Here is a 26,828-nt window from a genome sequence, read left to right as displayed (position 1 = left end):
AAACCAGCAAAACGACGACACATTGCGTCTTATTAACGTATTCGACGCGCTCTAGAATGGCCGGCATCTTTTCCTATACTCAGATGCGCATTCCGCGTCGGGTCGCCAGCAAGGTCAGCCATGAACAAGAACAATCGCCATCCTGCAGACGGTAAGAAACCAGTCACCATCTTTGGCCCGGACTTCCCGTTTGCCTTTGACGACTGGATCGAACATCCGGCCGGCCTGGGCAGTATTCCTGAAGACAATCACGGTGCCGAGGTAGCGATCGTCGGTGCGGGCATCGCCGGCCTGGTGGCGGCCTATGAGCTGATGAAGCTGGGCCTCAAGCCCGTTGTCTATGAAGCCTCGAAAATGGGCGGGCGTTTGCGCTCCCAGGCTTTCAACGGCGCTGACGGCATCGTGGCCGAGCTGGGCGGCATGCGTTTTCCCGTGTCGTCCACGGCGTTCTACCACTATGTCGACAAGCTCGGCCTGCAGACCAAACCGTTCCCGAACCCGCTGACCCCGGCGTCAGGCAGCACGGTGATCGATCTGGAAGGCAAAACTCATTACGCGCAGAAACTCGCGGACCTTCCTGCACTGTTCCAGGAAGTGGCTGACGCCTGGGCGGATGCGCTGGAAGCCGGCTCGCAGTTTTCAGATATCCAGCAAGCCATCCGCGACCGCGACGTACCGCGCCTCAAGGAGCTGTGGAACACCCTGGTGCCGCTGTGGGATGACCGGACCTTCTACGACTTCGTCGCCACTTCCAAGGCATTCGCCAAACTGTCGTTCCACCACCGGGAAGTGTTTGGCCAGGTCGGCTTCGGGACAGGCGGCTGGGATTCGGACTTCCCCAACTCGATGCTGGAAATCTTCCGCGTGGTCATGACCAACTGCGACGACCACCAGCACCTGGTGGTCGGCGGCGTGGAACAGGTACCGCTGGGCATCTGGCGCCATGTGCCGGAACGCTGCGTGCACTGGCCCCAGGGCACCAGCCTCAGTTCACTGCACAGCGGCGCTCCGCGTTCGGGGGTGAAGAAGATTGCCCACGCGCCGAACGGGCGCTTCACCGTCACCGACAACTATGGCGACTCCCGCGAGTACGCAGCGGTGCTGACCACCTGCCAGAGCTGGCTGCTGACCACCCAGATCGAGTGCGACGAAAGCCTGTTCTCGCAGAAAATGTGGATGGCCCTGGACCGCACCCGCTACATGCAATCCTCGAAAACCTTTGTGATGGTCGACCGGCCATTCTGGAAGGACAAGGACCCGCAGACCGGTCGCGACCTGATGAGCATGACGCTCACCGACCGCCTGACCCGCGGCACCTACCTGTTCGACAACGGCCAGTATGAAAATGGCGTCGACAAGCCTGGGGTGATTTGCCTCTCGTACTCATGGATGAGCGATGCCCTGAAGATGCTCCCGCACCCGGTGGAGAAGCGCGTGAAGCTGGCGCTGGACTCCCTGAAGAAGATCTACCCGAAAGTCGACATTGCCGCGCGCATCATTGGCGACCCGATTACCGTGTCCTGGGAAGCCGACCCGCATTTCCTCGGCGCATTCAAAGGCGCCCTGCCCGGTCACTACCGCTACAACCAGCGCATGTATGCCCACTTCATGCAGGATGACATGCCCGCTGAGCAGCGCGGAATCTTCATCGCCGGCGATGACGTGTCGTGGACGCCGGCGTGGGTCGAAGGGGCTGTGCAGACCTCGCTCAATGCGGTGTGGGGCATCATGAAACACTTCGGCGGTGAAACTCACGCCGAGAACCCGGGTCCAGGAGATGTGTTCAACGAGATCGGTCCGATCGCCCTGCCCGAGTAAAAGGAGTTCAAATGCGCGTAGCTCTATACCAATGCCCGCCACTACCACTGGATGTCGCCGGCAACCTGCAGCGTCTGCATCAACTGGCACTGGAGGCCAAGGGTGCAGATTTGCTGGTATTGCCGGAGATGTTCCTGACCGGCTACAACATTGGCATCGATGCCGTCAGCGTACTGGCCGAAGTGCACAACGGTGAATCGGCGCAGCAAATCGCGCGCATCGCTAAAACCGCCGGCATTGCCATCCTGTATGGCTATCCCGAGCGCACCGAGGACGGGCAGATCTACAACTCGGTGCAATTGATCGACGCCCACGGTGAGCGCCTGTGCAACTACCGCAAGACGCACCTGTTCGGCGACCTCGATCACTCTATGTTCAATGCCGGCGGCAACGACTTCCCGGTGGTGGAGCTCAACGGCTGGAAGCTCGGCTTTCTGATCTGCTACGACCTGGAGTTCCCGGAAAATGCTCGACGCCTGGCCCTGGCAGGTGCCGAGTTGATCCTGGTACCGACGGCGAACATGATTCCTTACGACTTCATCGCCGACGTCACGGTCCGCTCCCGGGCCTACGAGAACCAGTGCTACGTGGCCTATGCCAATTACTGCGGGGCAGAAGGCGACATTCACTACTGCGGCCAGAGCAGCATTGCCGCACCGGATGGTAGCCGCGTGGCCCAGGCCGGTCTGGATGAAGCCTTGATCGTCGGCGAGCTGGATCGCCAGTTGATGCTCCAATCCCGGGCGGCCAATCGTTACCTGATCGATCGTCGTCCCGAGCTTTATGGCGACCTGAACAAGCGCTGATCCACCGTTATCCGCTAGCATTAGCGCTTCTCTGTACTGGAAGTGCTCATGCCTGCGTCGAATCCCTCCCGTCCCCACACTGAAACCCTGGCCAACGGCCTGCGGGTGACGCTGCGCCACGCGCCGCATCTCAAGCGCTGCGCCGCTGTGCTGCGGGTGAATGCGGGCAGTCACGACGTGCCTCTGGCGTGGCCTGGGCTGGCGCATTTTCTCGAACACCTGCTTTTTCTGGGCACCGAGCGTTTTCCCGCAGGCCAGGGCTTGATGGCCTACGTGCAAGGGCATGGCGGCCAGGTCAATGCGCGCACCAACGAACGTACCACCGACTTTTTCGTCGAACTGCCGCCAGCACTTTTCAGCGGTGGGCTGGAGCGCCTGTCGGACATGATCGCTCACCCGCGTATGAACCTGGACGAACAGTTGCGCGAACGCGAAGTGCTGCACGCGGAATATGTCGCCTGGTCCCAGGACGCGACGGCGCAACAACAACATGCGCTGTTCGAAGGACTGTCGGCCACTCACCCGTTGCGGGGATTCCATGCGGGCAATCGCGACAGCCTGGCGGTCGAGCGGCCTGAGTTTCAGCGCGCGCTGCAGGACTTCCATCAGCATTTCTATCAAGCCGGGCAAATGACATTGAGCCTGGCGGGGCCGCAAAGTCTCGAGGATTTGAAGGCGTTGGCCGAGGTGTTCGCCCAACCTGTTGCCAAAGGTGAAAAAGCCCCGCAAACAGCGCCTGCCGCCCTGATGCAATCAGCAAGCAACTGTTATCAACAGGCCGGTGAAGGACGTGTGGATCTGCTGTTCGCGTTCGAGGCACTGCCTGGTTCGTCCCGCGAAGCGCTGGCGTTCCTGTGTCACTGGTTAAACGCGGTCAAACCCGCAGGGTTCCTCGCAGAGTTGCGCAAGGCTGGGCTGGCGGAACAATTGACCGCCAGGCCGCTGTATCAATTCGCCGGACAAGCGTTGCTGCACCTGGGCTTCACGACCACTCAACCGCACCAGGTGCTCGTGCTTCGCGAGCAACTGCAGAACTGGCTGGGCTTTTTTGCCGCCCAGCAGCATCAGCCGCAATGGCGCGACGAATTCAGCGCCCTGCTGCAACGCCAGCAGCGAATCAGCAGCGCCCTGCGCCTGGCGCAACTGGACAGCGAACAGGCCGGGACAAGCGACCACGAAGCGCTCGCGCTTGAGCAAATCCTCGCTCAAATCGGCGCTGTGGATAAGTTCGGCGGGCCATGGCAACTGCCACTTCCCAACCCGTTCCTGCAAACAGAAACTGCAGCGCCCAGCGCCGGACTGATTCGTGGGCAGACCAGCAAGCATCGCGGCCTGCGTACCTTTGCCCAGGATCGCTTGCGCAGTCGCCGCGAACAATCGCCCATGCAGTTCAGCCAGGCGTTGCCGGACAATACGGATGAAGGCGCGATCCATCTGCGCTGGCGGCTCGCAGCCAGCCCTCGGCCTGAGCTTCAGGCAAACCTGGAACAGCGTCTTCTGACCTTGCGTGAAGACGCGCGCCAGGCGGGTGTGGATTGCTCCTTCAGTGCCTGCGGCAATCAATGGCTACTGAAAATGACCGGCCTGCAGGACCCCATGCCGATCATCCTCGAGCATGCGCTGAAAGACCTGACAAAGGCCGAGACCGATGTTCCACGGGAACTGCCCAAGCGCCTGGCGCTGATGCCTATTCGACAGTTGCTCGAGGCGTTGCCCGGGCAATGCCTGGAGCCAGTCGAGGAATCGGCAGACCTGCAGCACCTCTGGGCGGGAGCGCGCTGGGACGGGCTGGCCACCGGTCTTTCCAGCCAGACCCAGGCGGCAATGGGCCTGCCCTTGAGTCGCGTGCCAGGCGTGGCGGACACCCAATTGACCGCACCCGCTTCGATCAATACCCAGCACCTGTGGACGAAGATCGATACAGACTCCAGTGAACACGCTCTGCTGCTGTTCTGTCCGGTCGCTACCCGGCAGATCGCTGACGAGGCGGCCTGGCGCCTGCTCGCGCACCTGTGCCAGACGCCCTTCTACCAGCGCCTTCGCGTGGAACAGCAGCTGGGTTATGCGGTGTTCAGTGCGCTGCGGCAGCTGCATGGCCAGGTGGGCATCGTCTTCGGGGTGCAATCGCCGAGCGTCGTTGCGCATGAGCTGCTCAAGCACATCGAGGCCTTCATCAGCGACCTGCCGGCGATGCTTGAGGGCATCGACGAGGCAGTCATCGACACCCAGCGCCAGGCCTTGGCGGCTCAGTTCGACATCACTGCACTGGAGCAGTCCCAGGCCAGCGAACTGTTGTGGCAGGGCAAACTGGGCGGCCGCTCGTCGGATTACCTGGAGCAGTTGCAGCGGGCACTTTTAACGACAGACTCACAGGCCCTGCTAGATGCAGCCCGCAGTGTTGATGAGGCCACCGGCGGGTGGCGCTGCCTGGCCAGCGCTGTGTCTCCCGGCCTGCCCTGGCAAGTGGCAAAATGATCATTACCGAGGCTGCAAAGAGCTTTCTCAAAGTTTCACGGGCAAGAGTTCTGTAATTTTGAGTAACATAGCCACCTAACTATCTGAACATCTCCAGCTGGAGGTGGACTATATGTATAGATCTCAACTGTCCCAACCACCTGAAGGAGCACTCCCATGTCCTGGTCCAAACCTGCTTACACCGACCTGCGTATCGGCTTTGAAGTCACCATGTACTTCGCCAGCCGCTAATAAGTTGTTCTCGCGGTTCAGCGCCTCGGTTCACCGGGGCGTTTTTATTTTTCGGATTTGAAATGTTGGAGCGGCCATGTTTGTCCAGATTCTAGGTTCCGCCGCTGGCGGTGGTTTCCCCCAGTGGAACTGCAACTGCGCGAACTGCGCAGGCTTTCGCGACGGCAGCCTGAAGGCCACCGCGCGTACCCAGTCGTCCATCGCGATATCCGATGACGGCGTCAATTGGGTGCTGTGCAATGCCTCGCCGGACATCCGCGCCCAGCTCCAGAGCTTCGCCCCGATGCAACCGGGCCGCGCACTGCGCGATACGGGCATCAGCGCGATCATCCTGATGGACAGCCAGATCGACCACACCACCGGCCTGCTCAGCCTGCGCGAAGGTTGCCCGCACCAGGTGTGGTGTACGGACATGGTTCATGAGGACCTGAGCACAGGTTTTCCGTTGTTCACCATGCTGACCCACTGGAACGGCGGGTTGAGCTGGAACCGCATCGAGCTCGACCACAGCTTCAGTATCCCCTCCAGCCCGAACCTGCGCTTCACTCCGCTGCCTTTGCGCAGTGCGGCACCGCCTTACTCGCCACACCGCTTCGACCCGCATCCGGGTGACAACATCGGCCTTATCGTCGAAGACCTGAACACCGGCGGCAAGCTGTTCTATGCACCAGGCCTGGGCAAGGTCGATGCGCCGTTGCTGGAGATCATGGCCTCCAGCGACTGCGTGCTGGTCGATGGCACGATGTGGGATGACGACGAGATGCAGCGTCGCGGCGTTGGTACTCGCACCGGTCGGGAAATGGGCCATCTGGCGCAAAACGGCCCGGGGGGCATGCTCGAAGTGCTGGAACAGCTGCCTGATCAGCGCAAGGTGCTTATTCACATCAACAACACCAACCCGATTCTCGATGAAGATTCGCCGCAGCGTGCCGAGCTGGTTCGGCGCAAGGTTGAAGTGGCCTATGACGGCATGAGTATTGTGCTGTAGCTGACGGCCCCATCGCGGGCAAGCCTTGCTCCCAAAGTGGATGAGCAAGGCTTGCCCGCGATGAGGCCAGCCCGGACACCACCGAACACCGGAGAACCGAAATGCCCGACACCCCGATGTCCCCCACCGAATTCGAAGCCGCCCTGCGCGCCAAGGGCGCCTACTACCACATCTACCACCCCTACCACGTGGCGATGTACGAAGGTCGCGCCAGCCGCGAGCAGATTCAGGGCTGGGTCGCCAACCGCTTCTACTATCAGGTGAACATCCCCCTCAAAGATGCGGCGATCCTCGCCAACTGCCCGGACCGCGAAATCCGCCGCGAGTGGATACAACGCCTGCTCGACCACGACGGCGCCCCCGGTGAAGACGGCGGGATCGAAGCCTGGTTGCGCCTGGGCCAGGCCGTTGGCCTCGATCCGGACCAGCTGCGCTCCCAGGAACTGGTGTTGCCCGGCGTGCGCTTCGCCGTGGACGCTTACGTCAATTTCGCCCGCCGAGCCAGTTGGCAGGAAGCCGCCAGCAGTTCCTTGACTGAACTGTTCGCACCGCAGATCCACCAGTCGCGCCTCGACAGCTGGCCGCAGCACTACCCGTGGATCGACCCTGCCGGCTACGAATATTTCCGTACCCGCCTGGGCCAGGCACGCCGCGATGTCGAGCACGGGATGGCGATTACCCTGCAGCACTACACGACGCGGGAAGGCCAGGAGCGCATGCTGGAAATTCTCCAGTTCAAACTGGACATTCTTTGGAGCATGCTCGATGCCATGAGCATGGCCTACGAACTGAACCGCCCGCCGTATCACAGCGTGACCGCACAACGGGTCTGGCATAAAGGAATCATCTTATGAGTTTTGATCGCAGCAAAACCCCCACCTGGCGCCCGGGCTACCGTTTCCAATATGAACCAGCGCAGAAAGGCCACGTGCTGCTTTACCCCGAAGGCATGATCAAACTCAACGACAGCGCCGCCCTGATTGGCGGCCTGATCGACGGCGAGCGCGACGTGGCAACGATCATCGCCGAGCTGGACGCACAGTTCCCGGGTGTGCCCGAGCTTAGTGAAGACATTGAGCAATTCATGGAGGTCGCCCGTGCTCAGCACTGGATCGAACTTGCCTGACGGCGTGTCGGACAAGTTACCGCCCAAGCCTGAAATCGGCTTGCCTCTCTGGCTCCTGGCCGAGCTGACCTATCGCTGCCCCCTGCAATGCCCCTACTGCTCCAATCCCCTGGATTTCGCCGAGCAGGGCAAAGAGCTGAGCACCGAACAGTGGATCAAGGTATTCCGCGAGGCGCGGGAAATGGGCGCCGCGCAGCTGGGCTTTTCCGGGGGTGAACCCCTGGTGCGCCAGGACCTCGCCGAACTGATCGCCGAAGCGCGCAAACTGGGCTTCTACACCAACCTGATTACCTCAGGCATCGGGCTTACCGAGCAGAAAATCAGCGACTTCAAGAAGGCTGGACTGGACCACATTCAGATCAGTTTCCAAGCCAGCGACGAGCAAGTGAACAACTTGCTGGCCGGCTCGAAAAAGGCCTTCGCGCAGAAGCTGGAAATGGCCCGGGCAGTGAAAGCCCATGGCTACCCGATGGTGCTGAACTTCGTGACCCATCGGCACAACATCGACAAGATCGACCGCATCATCGAGCTGTGCATCGCCCTCGAGGCCGATTTCGTCGAGCTCGCAACGTGCCAGTTCTACGGCTGGGCGCAGCTCAATCGGGTCGGCCTGTTGCCAACCAGGGAACAACTGGTGCGTGCCGAGCGCATCACCAACGAATACCGGGCCAAACTGGAGGCCGAAGGGCATCCGTGCAAGCTGATCTTCGTCACGCCGGACTACTACGAAGAACGTCCGAAAGCCTGCATGAACGGCTGGGGCAGTATCTTCCTGACGGTCACCCCGGACGGCACCGCCCTGCCCTGTCACGGCGCGCGACAAATGCCTGTACAGTTCCCCAACGTGCGCGATCACAGCATGCAGCACATCTGGTACGACTCGTTCGGCTTCAACCGTTTTCGCGGTTACGACTGGATGCCTGAACCGTGCCGCTCGTGCGACGAGAAAGAAAAGGACTTCGGCGGCTGCCGCTGCCAGGCCTTCATGCTCACCGGAGACGCGAGCAATGCCGACCCGGTTTGCAGCAAGTCGCAACACCACGGCGTGATTCTCAAGGCCCGCGAAGAAGCCGAGCACGCGACCCAAACCATTGAACAACTGGCCTTTCGCAATGAACGAAACTCACGCCTCATCGCCAAAAGCTGAGCCTTTCAGCGCCGCCAGGGCCGTCGCCGCCGGTGTCGACTTTGCGGAGCTGCAGCTCGGCTCCCAGGGTTTGTTCTGGAACGAGTACCGTCCTGAGGATGGCGCGTGTCGCATTTGGCATTGGCGCAATAGTCAGGCCCGCTGCCTGACGCCTGCCGGGTTCAGCGTGCGCAGTCGTGTCTACGAATATGGCGGCGGCGCGTTCTGCCTGACCGATGACGGGATTGTTTTCGTCAACGAGGCTGACCAGCAACTGTATCGACAGTCGCTGGCCGGTGAAACCCCGGTTGGGCTGACTTCAGGTGAATGCCGTTACGGTGACCTGCAGTTCGCCGATGGCCAGGTCCTGGCCGTCGAGGAGCACCGGGACCGCCATCGACTGGTCGCCATCGATATTGCCAACGGCAGCCGTCACCTGCTGGCAGAAGGTGCCGACTTCTACGCCGCGCCAACTCTGAGCAAAGGCGCCCGGCGCCTGGCGTGGATCGAATGGAGCCGACCGCATCAACCCTGGACCGCTACCCGATTGATGGTCGCCGAGCGCGACAGTGATGGCGGTTTCAACAGCCCGCGCTGCGTGGCTGGTCAGCGCAACGACGAATCACTCCAGCAACCGCGCTTCGATACCCGTGGTCGCCTGTCCTGCCTGACCGATCGCGCCGGCTACTGGCAGCCCTGGGTCGAGGCCGAAGACGGGCTTCACCCACTTCCCGCAGCCGCTGCCGATCACGCCCCCGCGCCGTGGCAGCTCGGTGGCTGTACATGGCTGCCCCTGGCCGACGACAGCTACCTGGCAAGCTGGACCGAAGAAGGTTTTGGCAAACTGGGCCTGGCAGGCAATCAAGATAAAGATTTCACGGGCGGCTACAGTCGCTTTCGGCATCTCGCCCTTGATGAGCAATTCATCTATTGCATCGCGGCTTCGCCGGTCAGCCCATCAGCCGTGATTGCCATCGATCGCGCCACCGGCGAGTTCAACGTGCTGGCCGGTGGCATCGCGCCACTGCCTGCCGATCAGATCAGCACTGCGCAAACCCTGCGTTACCCCAGCGGAACGGGTGAAGCCCATGGCTTCTTCTATCCGGCGATGAGCGCTGAGGCGAAGCCGCCGCTGGTAGTGTTCATCCACGGTGGCCCAACCTCCGCCTGCTATCCGATGCTCGATCCGCGAATCCAGTATTGGACGCAACGCGGCTTCGCCGTGGCCGATCTGAATTATCGTGGCAGCAGCGGTTATGGACGAGCCTATCGTCAGGCGCTGCATTTGAGTTGGGGCGAAGTGGACGTCGAAGACGCCTGTGCCGTCGTTTCCCATCTGGCCGACAGCGGGTTGATTGACGGTGACCAGGCATTCATCCGCGGCGGCAGCGCCGGTGGCTACACCACCCTGTGTGCGCTGGCTTTTCACCACGTCTTCCGCGCAGGCGCCAGTCTTTACGGCGTGAGCGACCCGGTGGCCCTTGGCCGCGCCACTCACAAGTTCGAAGGTGACTACCTGGATTGGCTGATTGGCGACCCGGTGCAGGATGCCGAACGCTACGCCGCACGAACCCCTTTGCTGCATGCGAGCAACATTGGTGTGCCGATGATTTTTTTCCAGGGTGAACTGGATGCCGTGGTGGTACCGCAGCAGACCCGTGACATGGTCAAGGCGTTGCAGGACAACGGCATTGTGGTGGAAGCGCATTACTACGCGGACGAGCGCCACGGCTTTCGCAAGGCGAGCAACCAGGCGCACGCGCTGGAGCAGGAGTGGTTGTTCTATCGGCGGGTGCTGGGGCTGGACAAGTGCTGACACCGCAGTGCCAGCATCGCCAGCCAGCTAGCGCCTACACCTGTAGGCGCTAGCTGACTGGCGATTGCAATATAACTGACGCAACACATCTCAACGCTTGGCGATGATATAAACCGCATGCACGATCCCTGGAATATACCCGCACAGCGTCAGCAGAATGTTCAGCCAGAATGCCCCGCCAAAACCCACCTGCAGGAACACACCCAGTGGCGGCAACAGAATGGCGATGATGATTCGAATGATATCCATGGGTCAGCTCCTGATTGAAGTAGGCTCCGGTGAGCCGCACACCTAATCGACCCGCGCCGTTCGTCAGGGTTCACTGCTTCCCACGCTTAGCGCATCCATACAGGCAAAAAAAACGCCCCACGCCAAAAAAATCAGGCCTGGGGCGATGCGTTATACCGCGAGACGGTTCGGAAATTCCTGCAGGAAGGGTCTGGTCAGACGGCAATCCCTTTGCGGCACTGCAGTTGCGCGGTGCGAACGCGAGAGAACGCACGGGCCAGGCGCAGGAGCATCTCGTCAACGTTGGCTTTGCTCACCGTGAGTGCCGGGGTGAAGCGCAGGCAAGCCGGTTGCGGGGCGTCGATCAGCAAGCCTTCGTACAGCGCGGCTTTGACCACTGCCTCGGCCGAGTCGTCGGACAGATCCAACCCCCAAAGCAGCCCTTGCCCGCGCAGTTCGCCGTGGCCGTAACGGTGCGCCAGACGCGCCAGGCCTTCGCGCAAGTGCTGGCCGACCGTGACGACATGCTCGAGAAATCCACGTTCCTGCAGCGCATCCATTACTGCCAGGCCCGCAGCGCTCATCAGCGCATTACCATGATGGGTCCCCGTCAGCTCACCCCGGTCGAAACAACAGGCAGTACCTCGGGCGAGTAAAGCGGCCAGCGGTACTCCCCCGCCCAAGCCTTTGCCCAGCACGACGATATCGGCACGGACATCACAGGATTGTTCCACGAGTAGCTGGCCGCATCGGCCTAGACCGGTCTGCACTTCATCGAAGATCAGCAAAATACCCAGCTCGCGGCACAAACGCTCGACGCCCTTGAGGTAATTCGCGGTGGCCGGGATGACGCCTGCTTCGCTCTGGATCGGCTCAAGCATAACCGCCACCGTTCTGGCGTCGACAGCCGCATGCAGAGCCGCGAGGTCGTTGAACGGAACGTGACTGAAGCCTGGAAGTTGCGGTTCGAACCGATTGGTCAGCGTCGAGCTGTCCGACGCCGAAATAGTCGCGAGACTGCGGCCATGGCAAGCATTGCTGGCCACGATGATGCGCGAGGCTCCGGCACGGTGCCGCTGCCCCCATTTACGCGCCAGCTTGATTGCCGCTTCGCAGGCTTCGGTGCCGGTGTTGAGCAAGTACGCCTGGTCGCTACCGGTGAGCTGGCACAGTCGTGCGGCGAGGCTGAGCATGCCGCGGTTGTGCAAAGCAAAGCCGGGGTTGATCAGCGCCTGCGCCTGCTCGGCAATCGCACTCACAAGCGCTGAAGGGCTATGCCCCAAGCTGTTGGCACCTCGTCCCTGGGTGAAATCCAGATACGCCCGGTCGGCGCTGTCCCACAGCCAGGAGCCCTGGCCGCGCACGAATACTTGCTGAGGGCGCTCGACGCTGGGCATCAGGTACTCGCGGGAGGGGTTAACCGTTGTAGATGGCGCAATCGCGTCCAGGGCGAGGTCGTCAAGGTCCGGGAGACCACGACGCATTTTGAACAGATTCATCAGATTTCACCTCGGTGGAGGTTTTTTGCATTGCCTATGTAAATGACTTCAATGTAATCGGTGTTCATCGTCCGCGTTGGCCCTGTAAGCCCTCTCATTGCGGTTAGACTAGGCGGATGGGCGACATTCGACCATTTCGATTTAGCAGTACTTTCGATAAGAGTTACTTATGGATTTCAAGCAACTGCGCTATTTCGTCGCGGTCTACGAAGAAGGTCATGTGGGCCGGGCGGCGGAGCGACTGGCCATCTCCCAACCCGCCCTGTCGCAGCAGATCCGTCACCTTGAGGAAAACCTCGACGTCAGCCTCTTCGAACGCAGCAGCAAGCGCCTGCTGCCGACCCTGGCCGCTCATACCTTGTACAACCACGCTTTGCCCTTGCTCGATGGCTTGCAGCGCGCGCGCGAAGCGTTGGGCAACTTCAAGGGCCAGGCCCTGCGTACCCTGGCCATCGGCGTATTGCAGACCGTCCACACCAGCCTCGTGCCGCAGATGCTCGAACGGGTGCGCAAGGCCCAACCGCACCTGGTGGTGCAGATCTATGAATTGACCGGCCTGGAAATAGAACGACGGTTGCTCAATGGATCGCTGGATATCGGCATCAGCTACCTGCCGCCCCGCCAGCCTGGTTTGCACGGGGTATTGCTGTACGAAGATGAACTGACGCTGGTCATCCCGGCGGATCACCCGTTGCGTGAATTCAAGAAAGTCTCGATGAGCCAGGCCGCCGAACTGCCAATGTTGTTGCTGGGGGAGGAGTTTCAGGTGCGGCAGATCTGGCAGACACAGCTAGCCAATCTCGGGCGGCGTCCGCAAGTGCAGGCGGAACTGAATAATATGGCGGGGATTCTCGACAGTCTGCCGCACACCCGCCTGGCCACGGTACTTCCGGGACGCTCACAGAAGGCCCTGGGCAACGACGAACTGCTATGGAAACCGTTGACCGAGCCGCGGGTGCCGTTGAAAGTAGGCTTGGTGTGTCGCGATGTGCAGCGTCAACAAGCCTCGCTGGCCTTGTTGCGTACACTGCTGGAAGAGGTCATCAATGGTCCGGCCGAGCGTTAGGCGCGCAGGCCGGCATTTTCTTGCGGACAAAGAAAACCCCGCCGAAGCGGGGCTTTGCAGACTGTTTCCCTGACATCCATTTCGCTCCGCCGTCCTGGCAGAATCCTACGTGTCCGTGTTGTTGCTTTGCGCTTCCTGCGCGACGTCCATGTGAAGTAGATTAGCTCTGGATCCAATTTTCGCATAGGGCAGATCGGCAGCACGTCGTGTAAGCAAATGCTTACATGACGTTACATCTTTAAAATTGTGCTGCATCCAGCAGGAACAGCGACTCGCTGCCCGCCTGCACCGAAGCGCTCAACGAATGAATACGCGGCAGCAGACGTGCGAAGTAGAAACGCGCAGTGCCCAGTTTGCTCGCGTAGAAATCATCCTGGTTTTCCTTGCCGAACGCGGCCTTGGCCATCAGCGCCCACATATAGGCGTAGGCCACATAACCAAATGCCTGCAGGTACTCGACCGAGGCGGCGCCAATTTCATTCGGGTTGCTTTTGGCACGATCCAGCAGCCAGGCAGTCAGCTCGTCGAGCGTTGTCACAGCATCGTTGAGCGGCTTGGTGAACTCCGAAAGGTCGGCGCTTGCCGTCGCGGTGAAGTGACGGATCTCGTCAGCGAACAGGTTATAAAACGCCCCGCCGCTGCCGACGATCTTGCGGCCGACCAGATCCAGTGCCTGGATGCCGTTAGTGCCTTCGTAGATCTGCGTGATGCGCACGTCGCGCACCAGTTGCTCCTGGCCCCATTCGCGAATGTAGCCATGGCCACCAAAGACCTGCTGGCCGTGCACAGTAGTCTCCAGCCCCAGGTCGGTCAGGAACGCCTTGGCGACCGGGGTCAGCAGCGCCACCAGGTCTTCTGCGCGCTTGCGGGTGACCGCCTCCTCGCTGAACTTGGCGGTGTCGAGCTGCATGGCCACATAGGTGGAGAACGCACGGCCGCCTTCGTTCGAGGCTTTCATGGTCAGCAGCATGCGCCGCACGTCCGGGTGGACGATGATCGGGTCAGCCACCTTGTCCTTGTTTTGCGCACCTGTCGGCGAGCGGCTCTGCAGGCGGTCGCGAGCGTATTCAACGGCGTTCTGGTAAGAGCGTTCGCCAGTGGCCAGCCCTTGAATGCCGACGCCCAGGCGCTCGTAGTTCATCATGGTAAACATCGCAGCCAGGCCTTTGTTCGGCTCCCCGACCAGATAACCCACGGCTTCGTCGAAGTTCATCACGCAGGTCGCGGAGGCCTGGATACCCATCTTGTGTTCGATCGACCCACAATTGGCCGGGTTGCGCGCGCCCAGGCTGCCATCGGCATTGACCATGAACTTGGGCACCAGGAACAGGGAAATACCCTTGGGCCCCGCAGGTGCGTCTGGCAGTTTGGCCAGCACCAGGTGGATGATGTTCTCGGTCAGGTCGTGTTCGCCGCCGGTGATGAAGATCTTGGTGCCGCTGACCTTGTATGAACCGTCGGCCTGAGGCTCTGCCTTGGTGCGGATGATCCCCAGGTCGGTACCGGCGTGCGGTTCGGTCAGGCACATCGAGCCTGCCCAGACACCGGAGTACATGTTCGGCAGGTAGGCGGCCTTGAGCTCTTCGCTGGCATGGGCATTGATCGACAGGCAGGCGCCGGCGGTCAGCATCGGGTACAGGCCGAAAGACAGGCTGGCAGAGTTGACCATCTCTTCGACCTGAGCAGACACCGCCTTGGGCATGCCCATGCCACCGTAGGCCGGATCACCGCCTACACCGACCCAACCGCCTTCTGCGTAAGTCTGATAAGCCTGGGGGAAACCTGCCGGCGTGGTGACAGCACCGTCCGCCCAATGGCAACCTTCTTCATCGGCCGCACGACTGAGCGGTGCGATACTTTTGCTGGTGACCTTGCCGGCTTCCTCGAGAATGGCCTCTACGGTTTGCGCGTCGACGGTGTCGGCCAGCGCAGGCAACTCGGCCCAGAGTTTGGCGACCTCGAACACTTCATTGAGAACGAAGCGCATATCGCGCAGGGGCGCTTTGTAGTCAGCCATGGCAAACCTCGCAGGATCTTTACAGTTGATTCACGGAAAGTATTTCGGTTGAATCGAGTGTACCCCAACAACTTTTACGACACATAGCGTCAGCTTGTGACTATTTTGTAATTTTTGGTCACCGAAAACCACGTCGCAGCCACCACCCGGCCCCCGCAGGAGCTACCGAAGACTGCGATCTTTACGACTTATAGCGCAAACAATTGCGCCGGCAATTTCATCAGGCAGTCGCTACCCGCCTCGATAGCCGCCCGGTGAGCCATTGTTCGTGGCAGCAGGCGCTTGAAGTAGAACTCGCTGGTGGCCAGTTTAGCCCGGCAGTAATCGGCATCGCCGCCGCCCTCGTCCAGCTGCGCCTGCGCGACCAGCGCCATGCGCAACCACAGATAGCCAAGGATGATGTAGCCGCTGTACATCAGGTAATCCACAGAGGCGGCGCCGACTTCGTCGGGGTTTTTCATGGCGGCCATGCCCACCTGGGTGGTCACCTCGCCCCATTGCCGGTTCAAATCGTTCAACTGCGCCACGTAGCTGGACAACTGAGGATGCGCGGCGTTGGCGACGCAGAACTTGTGCACGACCTTGGTGAAGCCCCGCAGCAACTTGCCCTGGCTGCCGAGCACTTTGCGCCCCAGCAGGTCCAGCGCCTGGATGCCGTTGGTGCCTTCATAGATCGGCGCAATGCGGCAGTCCCGCACCAACTGCTCCATTCCCCACTCGCGGATAAACCCGTGGCCGCCGTACACCTGCATGCCGAGGTTAGTAACCTCCAGGCCGGTATCGGTCATGAAGGCTTTGCAGATGGGTGTCAGGAACGCCAGCAAGTCCTCGGCGTCCTGTCGCGCCGTTGCGTCCGCGCTCAAGTGCGCGGCGTCCAGCAACTGCGCGGTGAAATAGGTGAGTGCCCGATTGCCTTCGTTGAAGGCTTTCATGGTCAGCAGCATGCGGCGCACATCGGGGTGCACGATAATCGGATCGGCGGGCTTGTCCGGTGCTTTCGGTCCGGTCAGCGAGCGCATCTGCAGGCGATCGTTGGCGTACTTGATGGCGCCCTGAAAACTCGCTTCTCCCAGGCATAACCCCTGCATGCCAGTGCCTAGACGGGCGTGGTTCATCATGGTGAACATGCAGTTGAGGCCCTTGTTCGGCTCGCCGATCAGGTAACCCGTGGCGCCATCGAAGTTCAGCACGCAGGTGGCCGAGGCCTTGATGCCCATCTTGTGCTCGATAGAACCGCAGGTGACGCCGTTGCGCTCGCCGGCTTCACCTTGGCTATCGGGGAGGAACTTGGGCACGATGAACAGCGAGATCCCTTTGGTGCCGGCGGGTGCATCCGGCAGCTTCGCCAGTACCAGGTGAATGATGTTGTCACTCAGGTCATGCTCGCCGGCCGAAATGAAGATCTTGCTGCCAGAGACTGCATAGCTGCCATCCTCTGCAGGCACGGCGCGGGTCTTGATGATGCCCAGGTCCGTGCCGCAGTGGGCTTCGGTCAGGCACATGGTGCCGGTCCACTGGCCTGCGGTGAGTTTGCTCAGGTAGGTCTGTTTCTGCTCTTGAGTGCCGTGGGCGTGAATCGCCGACATGGCGCCGTGCGTCAGCCCCGGGTACATGCCCCAGGACGTATTGCTGGAACCGACCATCTCGCTGATCACCAGCCCCAGGGAGCTGGGCAAACCCTGGCCACCATACGCCGGATCCGCCGCCAGGCCGTGCCAGCCACCTTCAACGTATTGCGCGAAGGCTTGCTTGAAGCCTGCCGGCGTAGTCACCACACCCTTGTCGAAATGACAGCCTTCTTCGTCACCGCTGCGGTTGAGCGGTGCGAGCACGTTCTCGCAGAATTTCGCGCCCTCTTCGAGGATCGCACTGACCATGTCCGGGCTGGCGTCAGTGGCACCGAGGGCCGCGTAGTTGCTGTGAAAGTCGAAGACGTGGTCGATCAGAAAGCGCATGTCGCGCAGGGGAGCTTTGTACTCGGGCATGGTCATTTCTCCGGCAGCAGATCATTGCAACCTACTGCCGCCGAACCCGCCGGACAATCACAGTCCAGACGCTGAATGCGCCATCATCACTCAATCCGTAGCGGCTTCCATGCGCACCGCGCCCCGGCGGTTCTGCCCAAAGACCACGACGCAGTTTCGTCCCGCGCCCTTGGCGCTGTAAAGCGCCTCGTCCGCCGACTTGAGCACGCGATCTGGCGTGCGCTGCTCCAGCCGTTCGGCCACGCCGATGCTGACCGTCACCGACACACTCGACGCGCTCGCCCCCGCACGCCGCTGGCGTCCTTGTTGATCATCCTGGGGGCGGCTGTCCTGGTTACGCAGATGGATATTGTAGGTGGCGATGGATTCGCGGATGAACTCCAGATGCGGCAAACATTCCTCCAGGGTTTTCCCGGCGAACACCACGGCAAATTCCTCTCCACCATAACGATACGCCCGCCCGCCACCGCCGACCCTCGACAGCTTGCTGGCCACCAGCCGCAGCACCTGATCGCCGACATCGTGGCCATGGGTATCGTTGAATTTCTTGAAGTGATCGACGTCGCTCATCGCCAGCACATAATTGCGCCCCAGGCGTTGCATGCGTTCGTTCAGGGCGCGCCGACCCGGCAGGCCGGTGAGCTCGTCGCGAAAGGCCATTTGATAGGCTTCATGGGCCACCGCCGTCGCGATCATCAGCATCACCTGGCTGCACATGATGTTCAGGGTGAACGGCAGGATGAACGTCTCCGGTAACATCCAGAACAGGCCAAGCAGGCCGACTAATTGCGCGGCATGCAGAGGCCTGGGGTGACGCCAGTATTGCCACGCCAGCAGCAGGAAAGCCGCGATAAACACCGGATAGGCCAACTGGATCAGGCTCATCCAGGCGCCGTGCACGGCGGGCCAGCGAATTTCCGCCAGCCACATTAGCAGGGCCTGGGGATAACTTTGCTCCAGCGCCAGCGCGACACTGCCAACGGCCAGTAAAACCGCGAAGCGCGCCAGCATGTCCTGGAATAGATGAGTGCGCTCCTGCCAGGCGGCGAAGATTGCGAACAGCAGCGGCAGTAACAGGCAGCACAGATGAAACACCACCGCCGCATCATCGCGGACTTTGCCGTTGTCGCGGTAGTAGTCGGTCTGGGTGTCGAGCAGATAGTAGGCGATGTACACCGTCAACATCAGGAACAATTCGCGCTGGCGCCGATAGACCGCGCAATAGGCGCCGCCGAGCAGCAATACCAGGGTTGGCAACACATTGAACAGCGAAGTGAAAAAGACGTTGAGATCCTTGACGTAAGCAGTCGAGAGCCCCGCAATCAAGAGCAGCAATGAAGGCAGGAAATGGCTGAGACGTACAGCGGATGGACGCGGCAAGGGTAAGTTCCAGCCTGTTAAGGTTGATGGCAGTGCGCGTGAATGATTGCAGTAAAACACAGCGCCGAAAGGGATGTCATATGGCCATCTTCTATAACGGCTCCAAAGGTGCATTTCTTGATGGATCGGGGCAAATATTTATGCGTCGCCTGGCTGCTCCCGGCAAATGACAGGCACAAAAAAAACCGCTGCTCCCGAGGAAGCAGCGGTTTTTTCGGACCCGCCCGAGGCTTAGTAGCCCAGTGCGAAGTTCTCTTCTTTCATGTCCATCAGGTTGCCAGCACCCGACAGCATGGTTGCCACGTGCGTACGAGTACGCGGCAGGATGCGCTGGAAGTAGAAGCGCGCGGTCTGCAGCTTGGCGGTGTAAAACGCCTCGTCGGAAGTGCCGGCAGCCAGTTTTTCGGCAGCCAGGCGCGCCATGTCAGCCCAGAAATAGGCCAGGCAGGCGTAACCGGAGTACATCAGGTAATCCACCGAAGCGGCGCCGACTTCTTCGCGGTCCTTCATGGCGGCCATGCCGACCTTCATGGTCAACTCGCCCCACTCTTTGTTCAGCGCAGCCAACGGGGTGACAAACTCCTGGACGGCTTCGTTGCCTTCGTTGGTCTGGCAGAACTTGTGGACAATCTTGGTGAAACTTTTGAGGGCTTCGCCTTGGGTCATCAGCACTTTACGGCCCAGCAGGTCGAGGGCCTGGATACCGGTGGTGCCTTCGTACAGCATCGAAATGCGGCTGTCGCGAACGTTCTGCTCCATGCCCCACTCGGCGATGAAGCCGTGGCCGCCATAGATCTGTACGCCGTGGTTGGCCGATTCAAAACCGACTTCAGTCATGAAGGCCTTGGCAATCGGGGTCATGAACGCCAGCAGTGCGTCGGCTTTCTTCTTCTCTTCTTCGTCTACGCCGTATTTGACGATGTCGACCTGTTTGGCAGTGAAGTAAACCATTGCACGGTTACCTTCAGCGAAGGCCTTCATGGTCAACAGCATGCGACGCACGTCAGGGTGCACGATGATCGGGTCCGCAGCTTTTTCCGGTGCTTTCGGGCCAGTCAGCGAGCGCATTTGCAAGCGATCGCGAGCGTATTTCAGGCCGCCCTGGAAGCCGATCTCGGCATGTGCCAGACCTTGCAGCGCGGTACCCAGGCGTGCGGTGTTCATAAAGGTGAACATGCAGTTCAGGCCTTTGTTCGCCGGGCCGATCAGGAAGCCGGTGGCCGCGTCGAAGTTCATCACGCAGGTGGCGTTACCGTGGATGCCCATCTTGTGTTCCAGGGAACCACAGGTCACAGCGTTGCGTTCGCCGATCGAACCGTCAGCGTTCGGCATGAACTTGGGAACGATGAACAGCGAAATGCCCTTGGTGCCAGCCGGTGCATCCGGCAGGCGTGCCAACACGATGTGGACGATGTTGTCGGCCATGTCGTGTTCGCCGGCCGAGATGAAGATCTTGGTGCCGGAGACTTTGTAGGAACCGTCGGCCTGAGGTTCGGCCTTGGTGCGCAGCATGCCCAGGTCGGTACCGCAGTGTGGTTCGGTAAGGCACATGGTACCGGTCCACTCGCCAGACACCAGCTTGGTCAGGTAAGCCTCTTGCTGCTCAGGCGTGCCGTGCTCGGAAATGGTGTTCATCGCGCCATGGGACAGGCCCGGGTACATGCCCCACGACCAGTTCGCTTCACCGACCATTTCGCTGACTGCCAGGCCCAGTGACTCCGGCAAGCCTTGGCCGCCGTGCGCCACGTCGTGAGCCAGGCTCGGCCAGCCGCCTTCGACGAATTGCTTGTAAGCCTCTTTGAAGCCAGTCGGGGTCTTAACGCCGGACTCGCTCCAGGTGCAGCCTTCGGTGTCACCCACGCGGTTCAGCGGAGCCAATACCTGCTCACAAAACTTGGCGCCCTCTTCGAGAATGGCGTCAACCATGTCCGGAGTCGCGTCTGCGCAAGCCGGAAGGCTCGAATAGTGCGCTTCGTAGCCGAGCAGCTCGTCACGAACGAAGCGAATATCACGCAAGGGGGCCTTGTAGTCAGGCATAGCGATAAACCTCTGCTGATGTAACCGGGGATGAACGACCGCGTTGATTTCTTGTGGCGGTCAAACAGTTGTTTGAAACATACGTTTACGACCAAAACTTGTCAAGCGCCGATCTTTTGCCGTTCGTCATCATGGCTACGACATTTTCAACACGCAGCCGAATCCGGCCGCTGGCGCATGCAGCGGGGTACATGAAAGATTAGTTGAGGGAGAAGGACTTACGCACAAAAACGCCGCACGGAGGCGCGGCGTCAGGCTTGTAGCAGGAGAGGCGATTCAGGCATAAGTATCGATCAACGTTCCGAGCATTTCATCGGAAGCCTTGGCCACCTTCACACCCAGTTCAGCTTGAAGCCTGCCCTGGGACATTTCGATCAGGTTGCTGGCCACATCCGACTGCTGACTGCTATCGACCGAACGCAGGCGCCCGGCCTGGAGTTCGGAAGACTGACTGAGCGCCGACCGCTCGAGGCTGGTGTTGGCAATTTGCCCGGCAGCCTGGTCGATGCGGTTCTGCCCGGCTTGAACCGTACCCAGCCCGGCATAAAAAGCGCTGTTACCTGAGATTTCCATCGCAGAATCCGTCCTTGTGAAGGATCAACAACCCTCATTGAAGCAGACCTGCCGGCAAAAGACCCGACAAAAACACTAATGGCACAGTGCCTTGTCATAGGCAAAACCTAGTCCAGCAGATCCAGCTGCAGATGCTCGGCCACGGCTTCAGCGCTCACCAGCTTGAGTTTTGGGACCCGGCCGAGGCAAGGCGCAGGGATTCGCTCGGCCAGTGTCGCGAGATTTTCCTCCAGGCGCGAAGTCTTCGGATCGATGATATTGGCCACCCAGCCCGCCAGCTGCAGGCCGTCGCGGGCGATCGCTTCGGCTGTCAAAAGCGCGTGATTGATGCAGCCCAGGCGCACACCCACCACCAGGATCACCGGCAGGTTCAGCGCCTTCGCCAGGTCCGACAGATTATCCTGGTCCGCCAGCGGCACCCGCCAGCCGCCGGCGCCTTCGATCAAGGTGAAGTCCGCCTGCATGTCCAGAATCTGCTGCATGGGAATGAACAGCGATTGCACGGTCAACGCCACGCCCGCTTCGCGGGCGGCCAGGTGGGGGGCAATGGCGGGCTCGAACGCGACCGGATTGACCTGCACATAGGTCAACGGCAAGGAACATTCTGCCAGCAATGCCAGGGCATCGGCATTGCGCAACCCCTTGGGTGTCACATCACAGCCGGAGGCCACCGGCTTGCCCGCTGCCGTGCTCATGCCCGCCGACCGCGCGGCATGCAGCAAGCCTGCGGCTACGGTGGTCTTGCCCACATCGGTGTCCGTACCGGTAATGAAATAGGCTGCACTCATAAGGGTTTCTCCAGCACCGCGTAGACCACTTGATAAGTCGCCGGCAGACCTTCGGCCTGACGAAACTGCTCATAAGCCTCGATCAAGCCGAGGATCCGCGCCCGACCGGTCAGACCACCGGGCCGACCCGGATTGATATTGTGTGCACCCAACGCCTTGAGCTCATGGGTCAAGCTGCGCACATCCGGGTAATGCAGCACATGCGCACGGGTTTGCAAGCTCGCGACACGCAATCCACTGTCGGCGCACAAATGCTGATAGATGCCCAGTTCGCGGAAGCGATTGACGTGCACCATGCCGTCCACCCGGCGCCAGCTGTCGCGCAACTCGAACAACGTGCCCACACACAGACTAGCAAACGCGAAAACGCCCCCCGGTTTGAGCACCCGCCGCGCTTCACTGAGCACCGAGGCGAAGTCTGCGCACCACTGCACCGCCAGGCTGGAGAAGATCAGGTCACAGCTCGCATCCTGCAGCGGCAGGCACTCTGCGTCCCCGGCGATGAAATGCGTTGCACCACCCAGAGGCCGAGCGTGCGCGAGCATGCCCTCGGCGATGTCCAGCGCCACACCCTGCGCGCCGGTAAAGCGTTCGCCCAGTGCACGACTGAAGTAGCCAGTGCCACAGCCCAGGTCCAGCCAGCGACCCGCAGAAAAATCTTCCGGCAAGCGACGCAATAACTCGCTGCCAACATCGCGCTGCAATTCGGCCACGCTGTCGTAGGTGCCCGCGGCCCTGGAAAAGGAGGCCGCCACCTGGCGCTTGTCCGGCAAACCGCCAGACAGGTTGGGAAGGGACAAATCAGTCATCGCCGCTCTCATGCAAAAAGGCCTGGATCGCCCCGGCCACTCCGTGCGGGTCCTCCAGAAGAAAAGCGTGACCGGCCTGTTCAATCAGACCGATTTCGACATCCGGCAGCAGCGCCAGCATGTCGCCTGCCGCTTCAGCGGGTACCAGCCCGTCCAGGCCGGCGAACAGGTGCAACTGCGGACCGCGAAAAGCTTGCAATGCCTGGCGGGTATCCAGTTGCGCCAGCAACTCCAGGCCGCTCATCAACACTGCTGGCGAGCTGTGCGGAGCACCGCCCAGCAAAAGCCGTGACAGACCGCGCGAGTCCTCGGCGCCCTGGGCGCACAGCAGCGAAAAACGCTTGAGGGTCGTTCGCGGATCGTCGCGGCAACCGGCCAAAAAAGCATCAAAAGTCTCACCGGGCATCGCACCGGGCCATTGTTCATGGGCAACGAACGAAGGATTGCTTGCCAGCGTCAGCAGGCCGCAACAGCGATCACCGCGCCTGGCGGCCAACTCGGCCGCCAGCATGCCGCCCAGCGACCAGCCGCCCAGCCAGGCGTCTTGAGGTACGGTGGAGTCGAGTTCATCCAGCCAGTCGTCGAGATCACTCGACTCCAGCTCCGGCAGCGGCTCGATCTCGACATTCAGGTGTTCATCCAGCCCGTGCAACGCCGCAGCCAACGGTTCCAGGGGCGAAATTCCGAGGCCCCAGCCTGGCAGCAGAATCAGTCGATTACGCATGGCTTGGCTCAGCTCCCAATTGTTGAAAACAATCTGCCAGTGCGTTTAACAATAGCTGCACCTGCGCTTCGCTGTGCGCAGCGGTCAGGGTCACGCGCAACCGGGCGCTGCCGGCAGGCACAGTGGGTGGGCGAATTGCAGTCACCATCAGGCCGCGCTCGCGCAGCATCTGTGACAGGCGAACCGCACGCCCGGCGTCACCGATCATGATCGGCTGGATCGGCGTGAAGCTGTCCATCAACTCCAGGCCGATCTGCTGCGCCCCCTGGCGGAACTGGCCGATCAACGTCTTCAAGTGCGCCCGCCGCCAGTGTTCGCTGCGCAGCAGCTCGAGGCTTTTGAGGGTGGCGGATGCCAGGGCGGGAGGCTGACTGGTGGTGTAAATATAGGGGCGCGCGAACTGGATCAGGCTTTCGATGAGCTCTTCGCTGCCGGCAACAAAGGCTCCCGCTGTGCCGAAGGCCTTGCCCAGCGTGCCGACGAGCACCGGAACATCCTCCTGGCTCAGGCCGAAATGCTCGACGATCCCACCGCCGTTGGCACCCATCGCCCCAAAACCGTGGGCATCGTCGACCATCAACCACGCGCCCTTGGCCCGGGCTTCACGCGCCAGGGCGGGCAGGTCGGCGATATCGCCGTCCATGCTGAACACGCCGTCGGTAACCACCAGGGTATTGCCGGTGGCTTTTTCGAGCCGCTTGGCCAGGCTTGTCGGGTCGTTATGCAGGTAACGATTGAAGCGCGCGCCGGACAGCAGGCCGGCGTCCAGCAATGACGCATGATTGAGGCGGTCTTGCAGCACTGTATCGCCCTGCCCCACCAACGCGGTCACTGCGCCCAGGTTGGCCATGTAACCGGTGGTGAACAACAAGGCGCGGGGGCGACCAGTCAGGTCAGCCAAGGCTTCTTCGAGTGCGTGGTGCGGCCCGCTATGACCGATCACCAGATGCGAGGCCCCACCCCCCACGCCCCACTTGGACGCGCCAGCACGCCAGGCTTCAATCACTTGGGGGTGATTGGCCAGGCCAAGGTAGTCGTTGTTGCAGAAGGCGAGCAACGGCTGACCATCGACCACCACTTGCGGGCCCTGGGGACTTTCGAGCAGCGGGCGGTGGCGGTAGAGGTTTTCGGCACGACGGGCTGCCAGGCGTGCGGCGAGATCAAAAGACATGCAGGCCTCGGAGGTCAAATCACATAAAACAATGTGAGCACACCCCCTGTGGGAGCGAGCCTGCTCGCGATGAGGCCAGAACACTCAATATCGATGCCGACTGGTCTAACGTATCGCGAGCAGGCTCACTCCCACAGGGTTTGTATTCCAATCAGCGGCAGCGGGATCTTCAAACGGCCGCGTTATAGAACTGCTCGCTACTTTTCTGCTCCACCAGCGCCTGCTCGATCGCCGCCTGATGCACCTCATCGGCATGTTCTTCACGTGCTTCCGGCAGTATCCCCAGGCGCGAGAACAACTGCATGTCCTTGTCAGCCTGCGGGTTGGCAGTGGTCAGCAGCTTGTCGCCGTAGAAAATCGAGTTGGCGCCGGCGAAAAATGCCAGGGCCTGCATCTGCTCGTTCATCGCCTCACGGCCCGCAGACAGGCGCACGTGGGATTGCGGCATGAGGATGCGCGCGACCGCCAGCATGCGGATGAAGTCAAAGGGGTCGATGTCCTCGGCATTTTCCAGCGGCGTGCCGGCAACTTTCACCAGCATGTTGATCGGCACCGACTCCGGATGCTCCGGCAGGTTGGCCAGCTGGATCAGCAGGTTGGCGCGGTCATCGAGGGACTCGCCCATGCCCAGGATTCCGCCGGAACAGATCTTCATCCCCGAATCACGCACATAGGCCAGGGTTTGCAGGCGCTCGCCATAGGTGCGGGTGGTGATGATGCTGCCGTAGAACTCCGGCGACGTGTCGAGGTTGTGGTTGTAATAGTCCAGGCCAGCCTGGGCCAGCGCCTCGGTCTGGTCCTGATCGAGACGTCCCAGGGTCATGCAGGTTTCCAGGCCCATGGCTTTCACACCTTTGACCATCTCCAGCACATAGGGCATGTCCTTGGCCGACGGATGCTTCCAGGCCGCGCCCATGCAGAACCGCGTCGACCCGATGGCCTTGGCGCGAGCGGCCTCTTCGAGGACCTTCTGCACTTCCATCAGCTTTTCTTTTTCCAGCCCGGTGTTGTAGTGACCCGACTGCGGACAATATTTGCAATCTTCCGGGCAGGCACCCGTCTTGATCGACAGCAGCGTGGAAACCTGGACGCGATTGGCGTCGAAATGCGCGCGGTGCACCGTCTGCGCCTGGAATAGCAGGTCATTGAATGGCTGCACGAAGAGCGCTTTGACTTCGGCCAAAGACCAATCATGACGCAGGTTTGCAGTGGTGCTGGCGCTCATGGGCGTTTCCTTGTTTTATGCTTGGCAGGCGCCGGTTATGGAATAACCACAGGCGCGACACGGATGTTCGGCATATTTAAGGAAGAGCGATGCGCTGTCAACCACGTTACGATGGACCGGTTTACATCTGGTTAAAAAACAAACAGTCTTGTTTACTGTGCCAGGAAGATGCCGAAGAGACCGCCCCGATCTGCATGGCCTGTGAAACCGAGCTGCCATGGCTGGGCGATCAATGCCAGACCTGCGCACTGCCCTTGTTCGCGCCAGGCATGACCTGCGGGCAGTGCATGAAGCAACCGCCAGCTTTTAAACAGGTCGCTGTGCCCTGGCTTTACGACTTCCCGGTGGACAGCCTGATCACCCGCTTCAAACACAGCGCAAAATGGCCATATGGGCGCCTGCTCGGCGAACTTCTCGCACAATACCTGCAGCATCGCTTTGACGAAGGCATGCAGCGCCCGGACGCGCTGGTGCCGGTTCCCATGGCTACCCGGCGCTTGCGCCAGCGGGGCTTCAATCAGGCGGCGATGCTGGCTCGCTGGCTGGGTGAACTACTGCAAATTCCCTGCGACGAGAAGCTGGTGCTGCGGGTTCAGGACACCAGCGCGCAGCAGGACCTGAAGGCTGATGCCCGGAAAAAGAACTTGCGTGAGGCTTTCGCCCTGACCCTCGATGCCTCAATCAAGGGCCGCCACCTGGCACTGGTCGACGACGTGCTGACCACCGGCGCTACCGCCCAGGCCGTCGCGCGCCTGTTGATGGAAGCCGGCGCTACCCAGGTAGACGTCTACTGCCTGGCGCGCACCCCAAAACCCTCTGAGAGCAAGGCTTGACCGCCACCCAACCTTTGGGGCGAATCCTGTGGGAGCAAGGCTTGCCCGCGATGGACGATCACGCAGTCCACAGGCTTGACTACCAGGCGCCCAGGCGCCAACGTCCT

At 61.0% G+C, this 26,828-nt stretch carries 23 protein-coding genes; 11 read left to right on the top strand and 12 right to left on the bottom strand.

Annotation, left to right across the window (positions count from 1 at the left end):
• Positions 1–120 precede the first annotated feature (120 nt).
• From AAEZ09_RS07865 to AAEZ09_RS07825, 9 genes are all read left to right on the top strand, one after another.
• Positions 121–1,818 (top strand): flavin monoamine oxidase family protein, encoded by a 1,698-nt coding sequence (locus tag AAEZ09_RS07865; RefSeq protein WP_350598924.1) that lies wholly within the window; start codon positions 121–123, stop codon positions 1,816–1,818.
• Positions 1,819–1,829: 11 nt separating this feature from the next.
• A complete protein-coding gene (locus AAEZ09_RS07860; RefSeq protein ID WP_045059952.1) occupies positions 1,830–2,624 on the top strand; it encodes a carbon-nitrogen hydrolase family protein in 795 nt (264 codons plus the stop codon).
• Positions 2,625–2,672: 48 nt separating this feature from the next.
• Positions 2,673–5,099 (top strand): pyrroloquinoline quinone biosynthesis protein PqqF, encoded by a 2,427-nt coding sequence (gene pqqF / locus AAEZ09_RS07855; RefSeq protein ID WP_350598922.1) that lies wholly within the window; start codon positions 2,673–2,675, stop codon positions 5,097–5,099.
• Positions 5,100–5,255: 156 nt separating this feature from the next.
• A complete protein-coding gene (gene pqqA, locus AAEZ09_RS07850; RefSeq protein WP_009045898.1) occupies positions 5,256–5,330 on the top strand; it encodes a pyrroloquinoline quinone precursor peptide PqqA in 75 nt (24 codons plus the stop codon).
• A 76-nt stretch (positions 5,331–5,406) separates the two neighbouring features.
• On the top strand, positions 5,407–6,318 hold the full coding sequence (gene pqqB, locus AAEZ09_RS07845; protein WP_045059950.1) for a pyrroloquinoline quinone biosynthesis protein PqqB: 912 nt from the start codon (positions 5,407–5,409) through the stop codon (positions 6,316–6,318).
• Positions 6,319–6,419: 101 nt separating this feature from the next.
• Positions 6,420–7,172, top strand: coding sequence for a pyrroloquinoline-quinone synthase PqqC (pqqC, locus tag AAEZ09_RS07840; RefSeq protein ID WP_045059949.1), 753 nt, complete (start codon positions 6,420–6,422; stop codon positions 7,170–7,172).
• On the top strand, positions 7,169–7,444 hold the full coding sequence (gene pqqD, locus AAEZ09_RS07835) for a pyrroloquinoline quinone biosynthesis peptide chaperone PqqD (protein WP_045059948.1): 276 nt from the start codon (positions 7,169–7,171) through the stop codon (positions 7,442–7,444). Before pqqC ends, pqqD begins: the two co-directional genes overlap by 4 nt.
• Before the next feature lie 4 nt (positions 7,445–7,448).
• Positions 7,449–8,591 carry a pyrroloquinoline quinone biosynthesis protein PqqE gene (gene pqqE / locus AAEZ09_RS07830; protein ID WP_163019526.1) on the top strand — a complete coding sequence of 381 codons (1,143 nt, stop codon included), beginning with the start codon at positions 7,449–7,451 and terminating at the stop codon, positions 8,589–8,591.
• Positions 8,557–10,386, top strand: a complete 1,830-nt coding sequence (locus AAEZ09_RS07825; RefSeq protein ID WP_350598920.1) for a S9 family peptidase — start codon at positions 8,557–8,559, stop codon at positions 10,384–10,386. Before pqqE ends, AAEZ09_RS07825 begins: the two co-directional genes overlap by 35 nt.
• A gap of 90 nt (positions 10,387–10,476) precedes the next feature.
• Here the strand turns inward: AAEZ09_RS07825 and AAEZ09_RS07820 are convergent, their stop codons facing one another.
• On the bottom strand, positions 10,477–10,635 hold the full coding sequence (locus AAEZ09_RS07820; protein ID WP_033050408.1) for a YqaE/Pmp3 family membrane protein: 159 nt from the start codon (positions 10,633–10,635) through the stop codon (positions 10,477–10,479).
• Between the two features lie 194 nt (positions 10,636–10,829).
• Positions 10,830–12,113 carry an aspartate aminotransferase family protein gene (locus AAEZ09_RS07815; protein ID WP_045059945.1) on the bottom strand — a complete coding sequence of 428 codons (1,284 nt, stop codon included), beginning with the start codon at positions 12,111–12,113 and terminating at the stop codon, positions 10,830–10,832.
• 169 nt (positions 12,114–12,282) lie between these two features.
• On the opposite strand from AAEZ09_RS07815, the gene AAEZ09_RS07810 reads away from it, so the two are divergent.
• On the top strand, positions 12,283–13,179 hold the full coding sequence (locus AAEZ09_RS07810) for a LysR family transcriptional regulator (protein ID WP_045059944.1): 897 nt from the start codon (positions 12,283–12,285) through the stop codon (positions 13,177–13,179).
• A gap of 238 nt (positions 13,180–13,417) precedes the next feature.
• Here AAEZ09_RS07810 and AAEZ09_RS07805 read toward each other — a convergent pair whose 3' ends face one another.
• The 10 genes from AAEZ09_RS07805 to bioB all read right to left on the bottom strand — a co-directional run bounded on the left by AAEZ09_RS07805 (position 13,418) and on the right by bioB (position 25,888).
• Complete coding sequence (locus AAEZ09_RS07805) at positions 13,418–15,196, bottom strand: acyl-CoA dehydrogenase C-terminal domain-containing protein (RefSeq protein WP_350598917.1); 1,779 nt, start codon at positions 15,194–15,196, stop codon at positions 13,418–13,420.
• A gap of 188 nt (positions 15,197–15,384) precedes the next feature.
• Positions 15,385–17,181: an acyl-CoA dehydrogenase C-terminal domain-containing protein gene (locus AAEZ09_RS07800; RefSeq protein ID WP_350598915.1), complete on the bottom strand. Its 1,797-nt coding sequence runs from the start codon at positions 17,179–17,181 to the stop codon at positions 15,385–15,387.
• Positions 17,182–17,271: 90 nt separating this feature from the next.
• Positions 17,272–18,561 (bottom strand): GGDEF domain-containing protein, encoded by a 1,290-nt coding sequence (locus AAEZ09_RS07795; RefSeq protein WP_350598912.1) that lies wholly within the window; start codon positions 18,559–18,561, stop codon positions 17,272–17,274.
• Positions 18,562–18,792: 231 nt separating this feature from the next.
• On the bottom strand, positions 18,793–20,598 hold the full coding sequence (locus tag AAEZ09_RS07790) for a phenylacyl-CoA dehydrogenase (RefSeq protein WP_350598910.1): 1,806 nt from the start codon (positions 20,596–20,598) through the stop codon (positions 18,793–18,795).
• A 276-nt stretch (positions 20,599–20,874) separates the two neighbouring features.
• On the bottom strand, positions 20,875–21,171 hold the full coding sequence (locus tag AAEZ09_RS07785) for a hypothetical protein (RefSeq protein ID WP_045059939.1): 297 nt from the start codon (positions 21,169–21,171) through the stop codon (positions 20,875–20,877).
• A 107-nt stretch (positions 21,172–21,278) separates the two neighbouring features.
• The gene (bioD, locus tag AAEZ09_RS07780; protein WP_045059938.1) at positions 21,279–21,959 is read right to left on the bottom strand and encodes a dethiobiotin synthase; all 681 of its coding nucleotides are present in this window, start codon (positions 21,957–21,959) and stop codon (positions 21,279–21,281) included.
• Positions 21,956–22,768 carry a malonyl-ACP O-methyltransferase BioC gene (gene bioC, locus AAEZ09_RS07775; RefSeq protein WP_045059937.1) on the bottom strand — a complete coding sequence of 271 codons (813 nt, stop codon included), beginning with the start codon at positions 22,766–22,768 and terminating at the stop codon, positions 21,956–21,958. Before bioC ends, bioD begins: the two co-directional genes overlap by 4 nt.
• The gene (locus tag AAEZ09_RS07770; protein WP_350598908.1) at positions 22,761–23,492 is read right to left on the bottom strand and encodes an alpha/beta fold hydrolase; all 732 of its coding nucleotides are present in this window, start codon (positions 23,490–23,492) and stop codon (positions 22,761–22,763) included. The genes bioC and AAEZ09_RS07770 overlap by 8 nt, the downstream gene beginning before the upstream one ends.
• Complete coding sequence (bioF, locus tag AAEZ09_RS07765) at positions 23,485–24,663, bottom strand: 8-amino-7-oxononanoate synthase (RefSeq protein ID WP_350598905.1); 1,179 nt, start codon at positions 24,661–24,663, stop codon at positions 23,485–23,487. The genes AAEZ09_RS07770 and bioF overlap by 8 nt, the downstream gene beginning before the upstream one ends.
• A 169-nt stretch (positions 24,664–24,832) precedes the next feature.
• Complete coding sequence (gene bioB / locus AAEZ09_RS07760) at positions 24,833–25,888, bottom strand: biotin synthase BioB (protein ID WP_045059934.1); 1,056 nt, start codon at positions 25,886–25,888, stop codon at positions 24,833–24,835.
• A gap of 89 nt (positions 25,889–25,977) precedes the next feature.
• Here bioB and AAEZ09_RS07755 point away from each other — a divergent pair, with 89 nt between their 5' ends.
• Complete coding sequence (locus tag AAEZ09_RS07755; RefSeq protein WP_045059933.1) at positions 25,978–26,721, top strand: ComF family protein; 744 nt, start codon at positions 25,978–25,980, stop codon at positions 26,719–26,721.
• The last annotated feature ends 107 nt before the right edge of the window (positions 26,722–26,828 follow it).

The sequence above is a fragment of the Pseudomonas sp. 65/3-MNA-CIBAN-0223 genome (assembly GCF_040310425.1).
Taxonomy (GTDB): Bacteria; Pseudomonadota; Gammaproteobacteria; order Pseudomonadales; family Pseudomonadaceae; genus Aquipseudomonas; species Aquipseudomonas gregormendelii.
The sequence above is the reverse complement of the archived record's forward strand: the minus strand, read 5'-3'. Positions and strand labels throughout refer to the sequence as shown.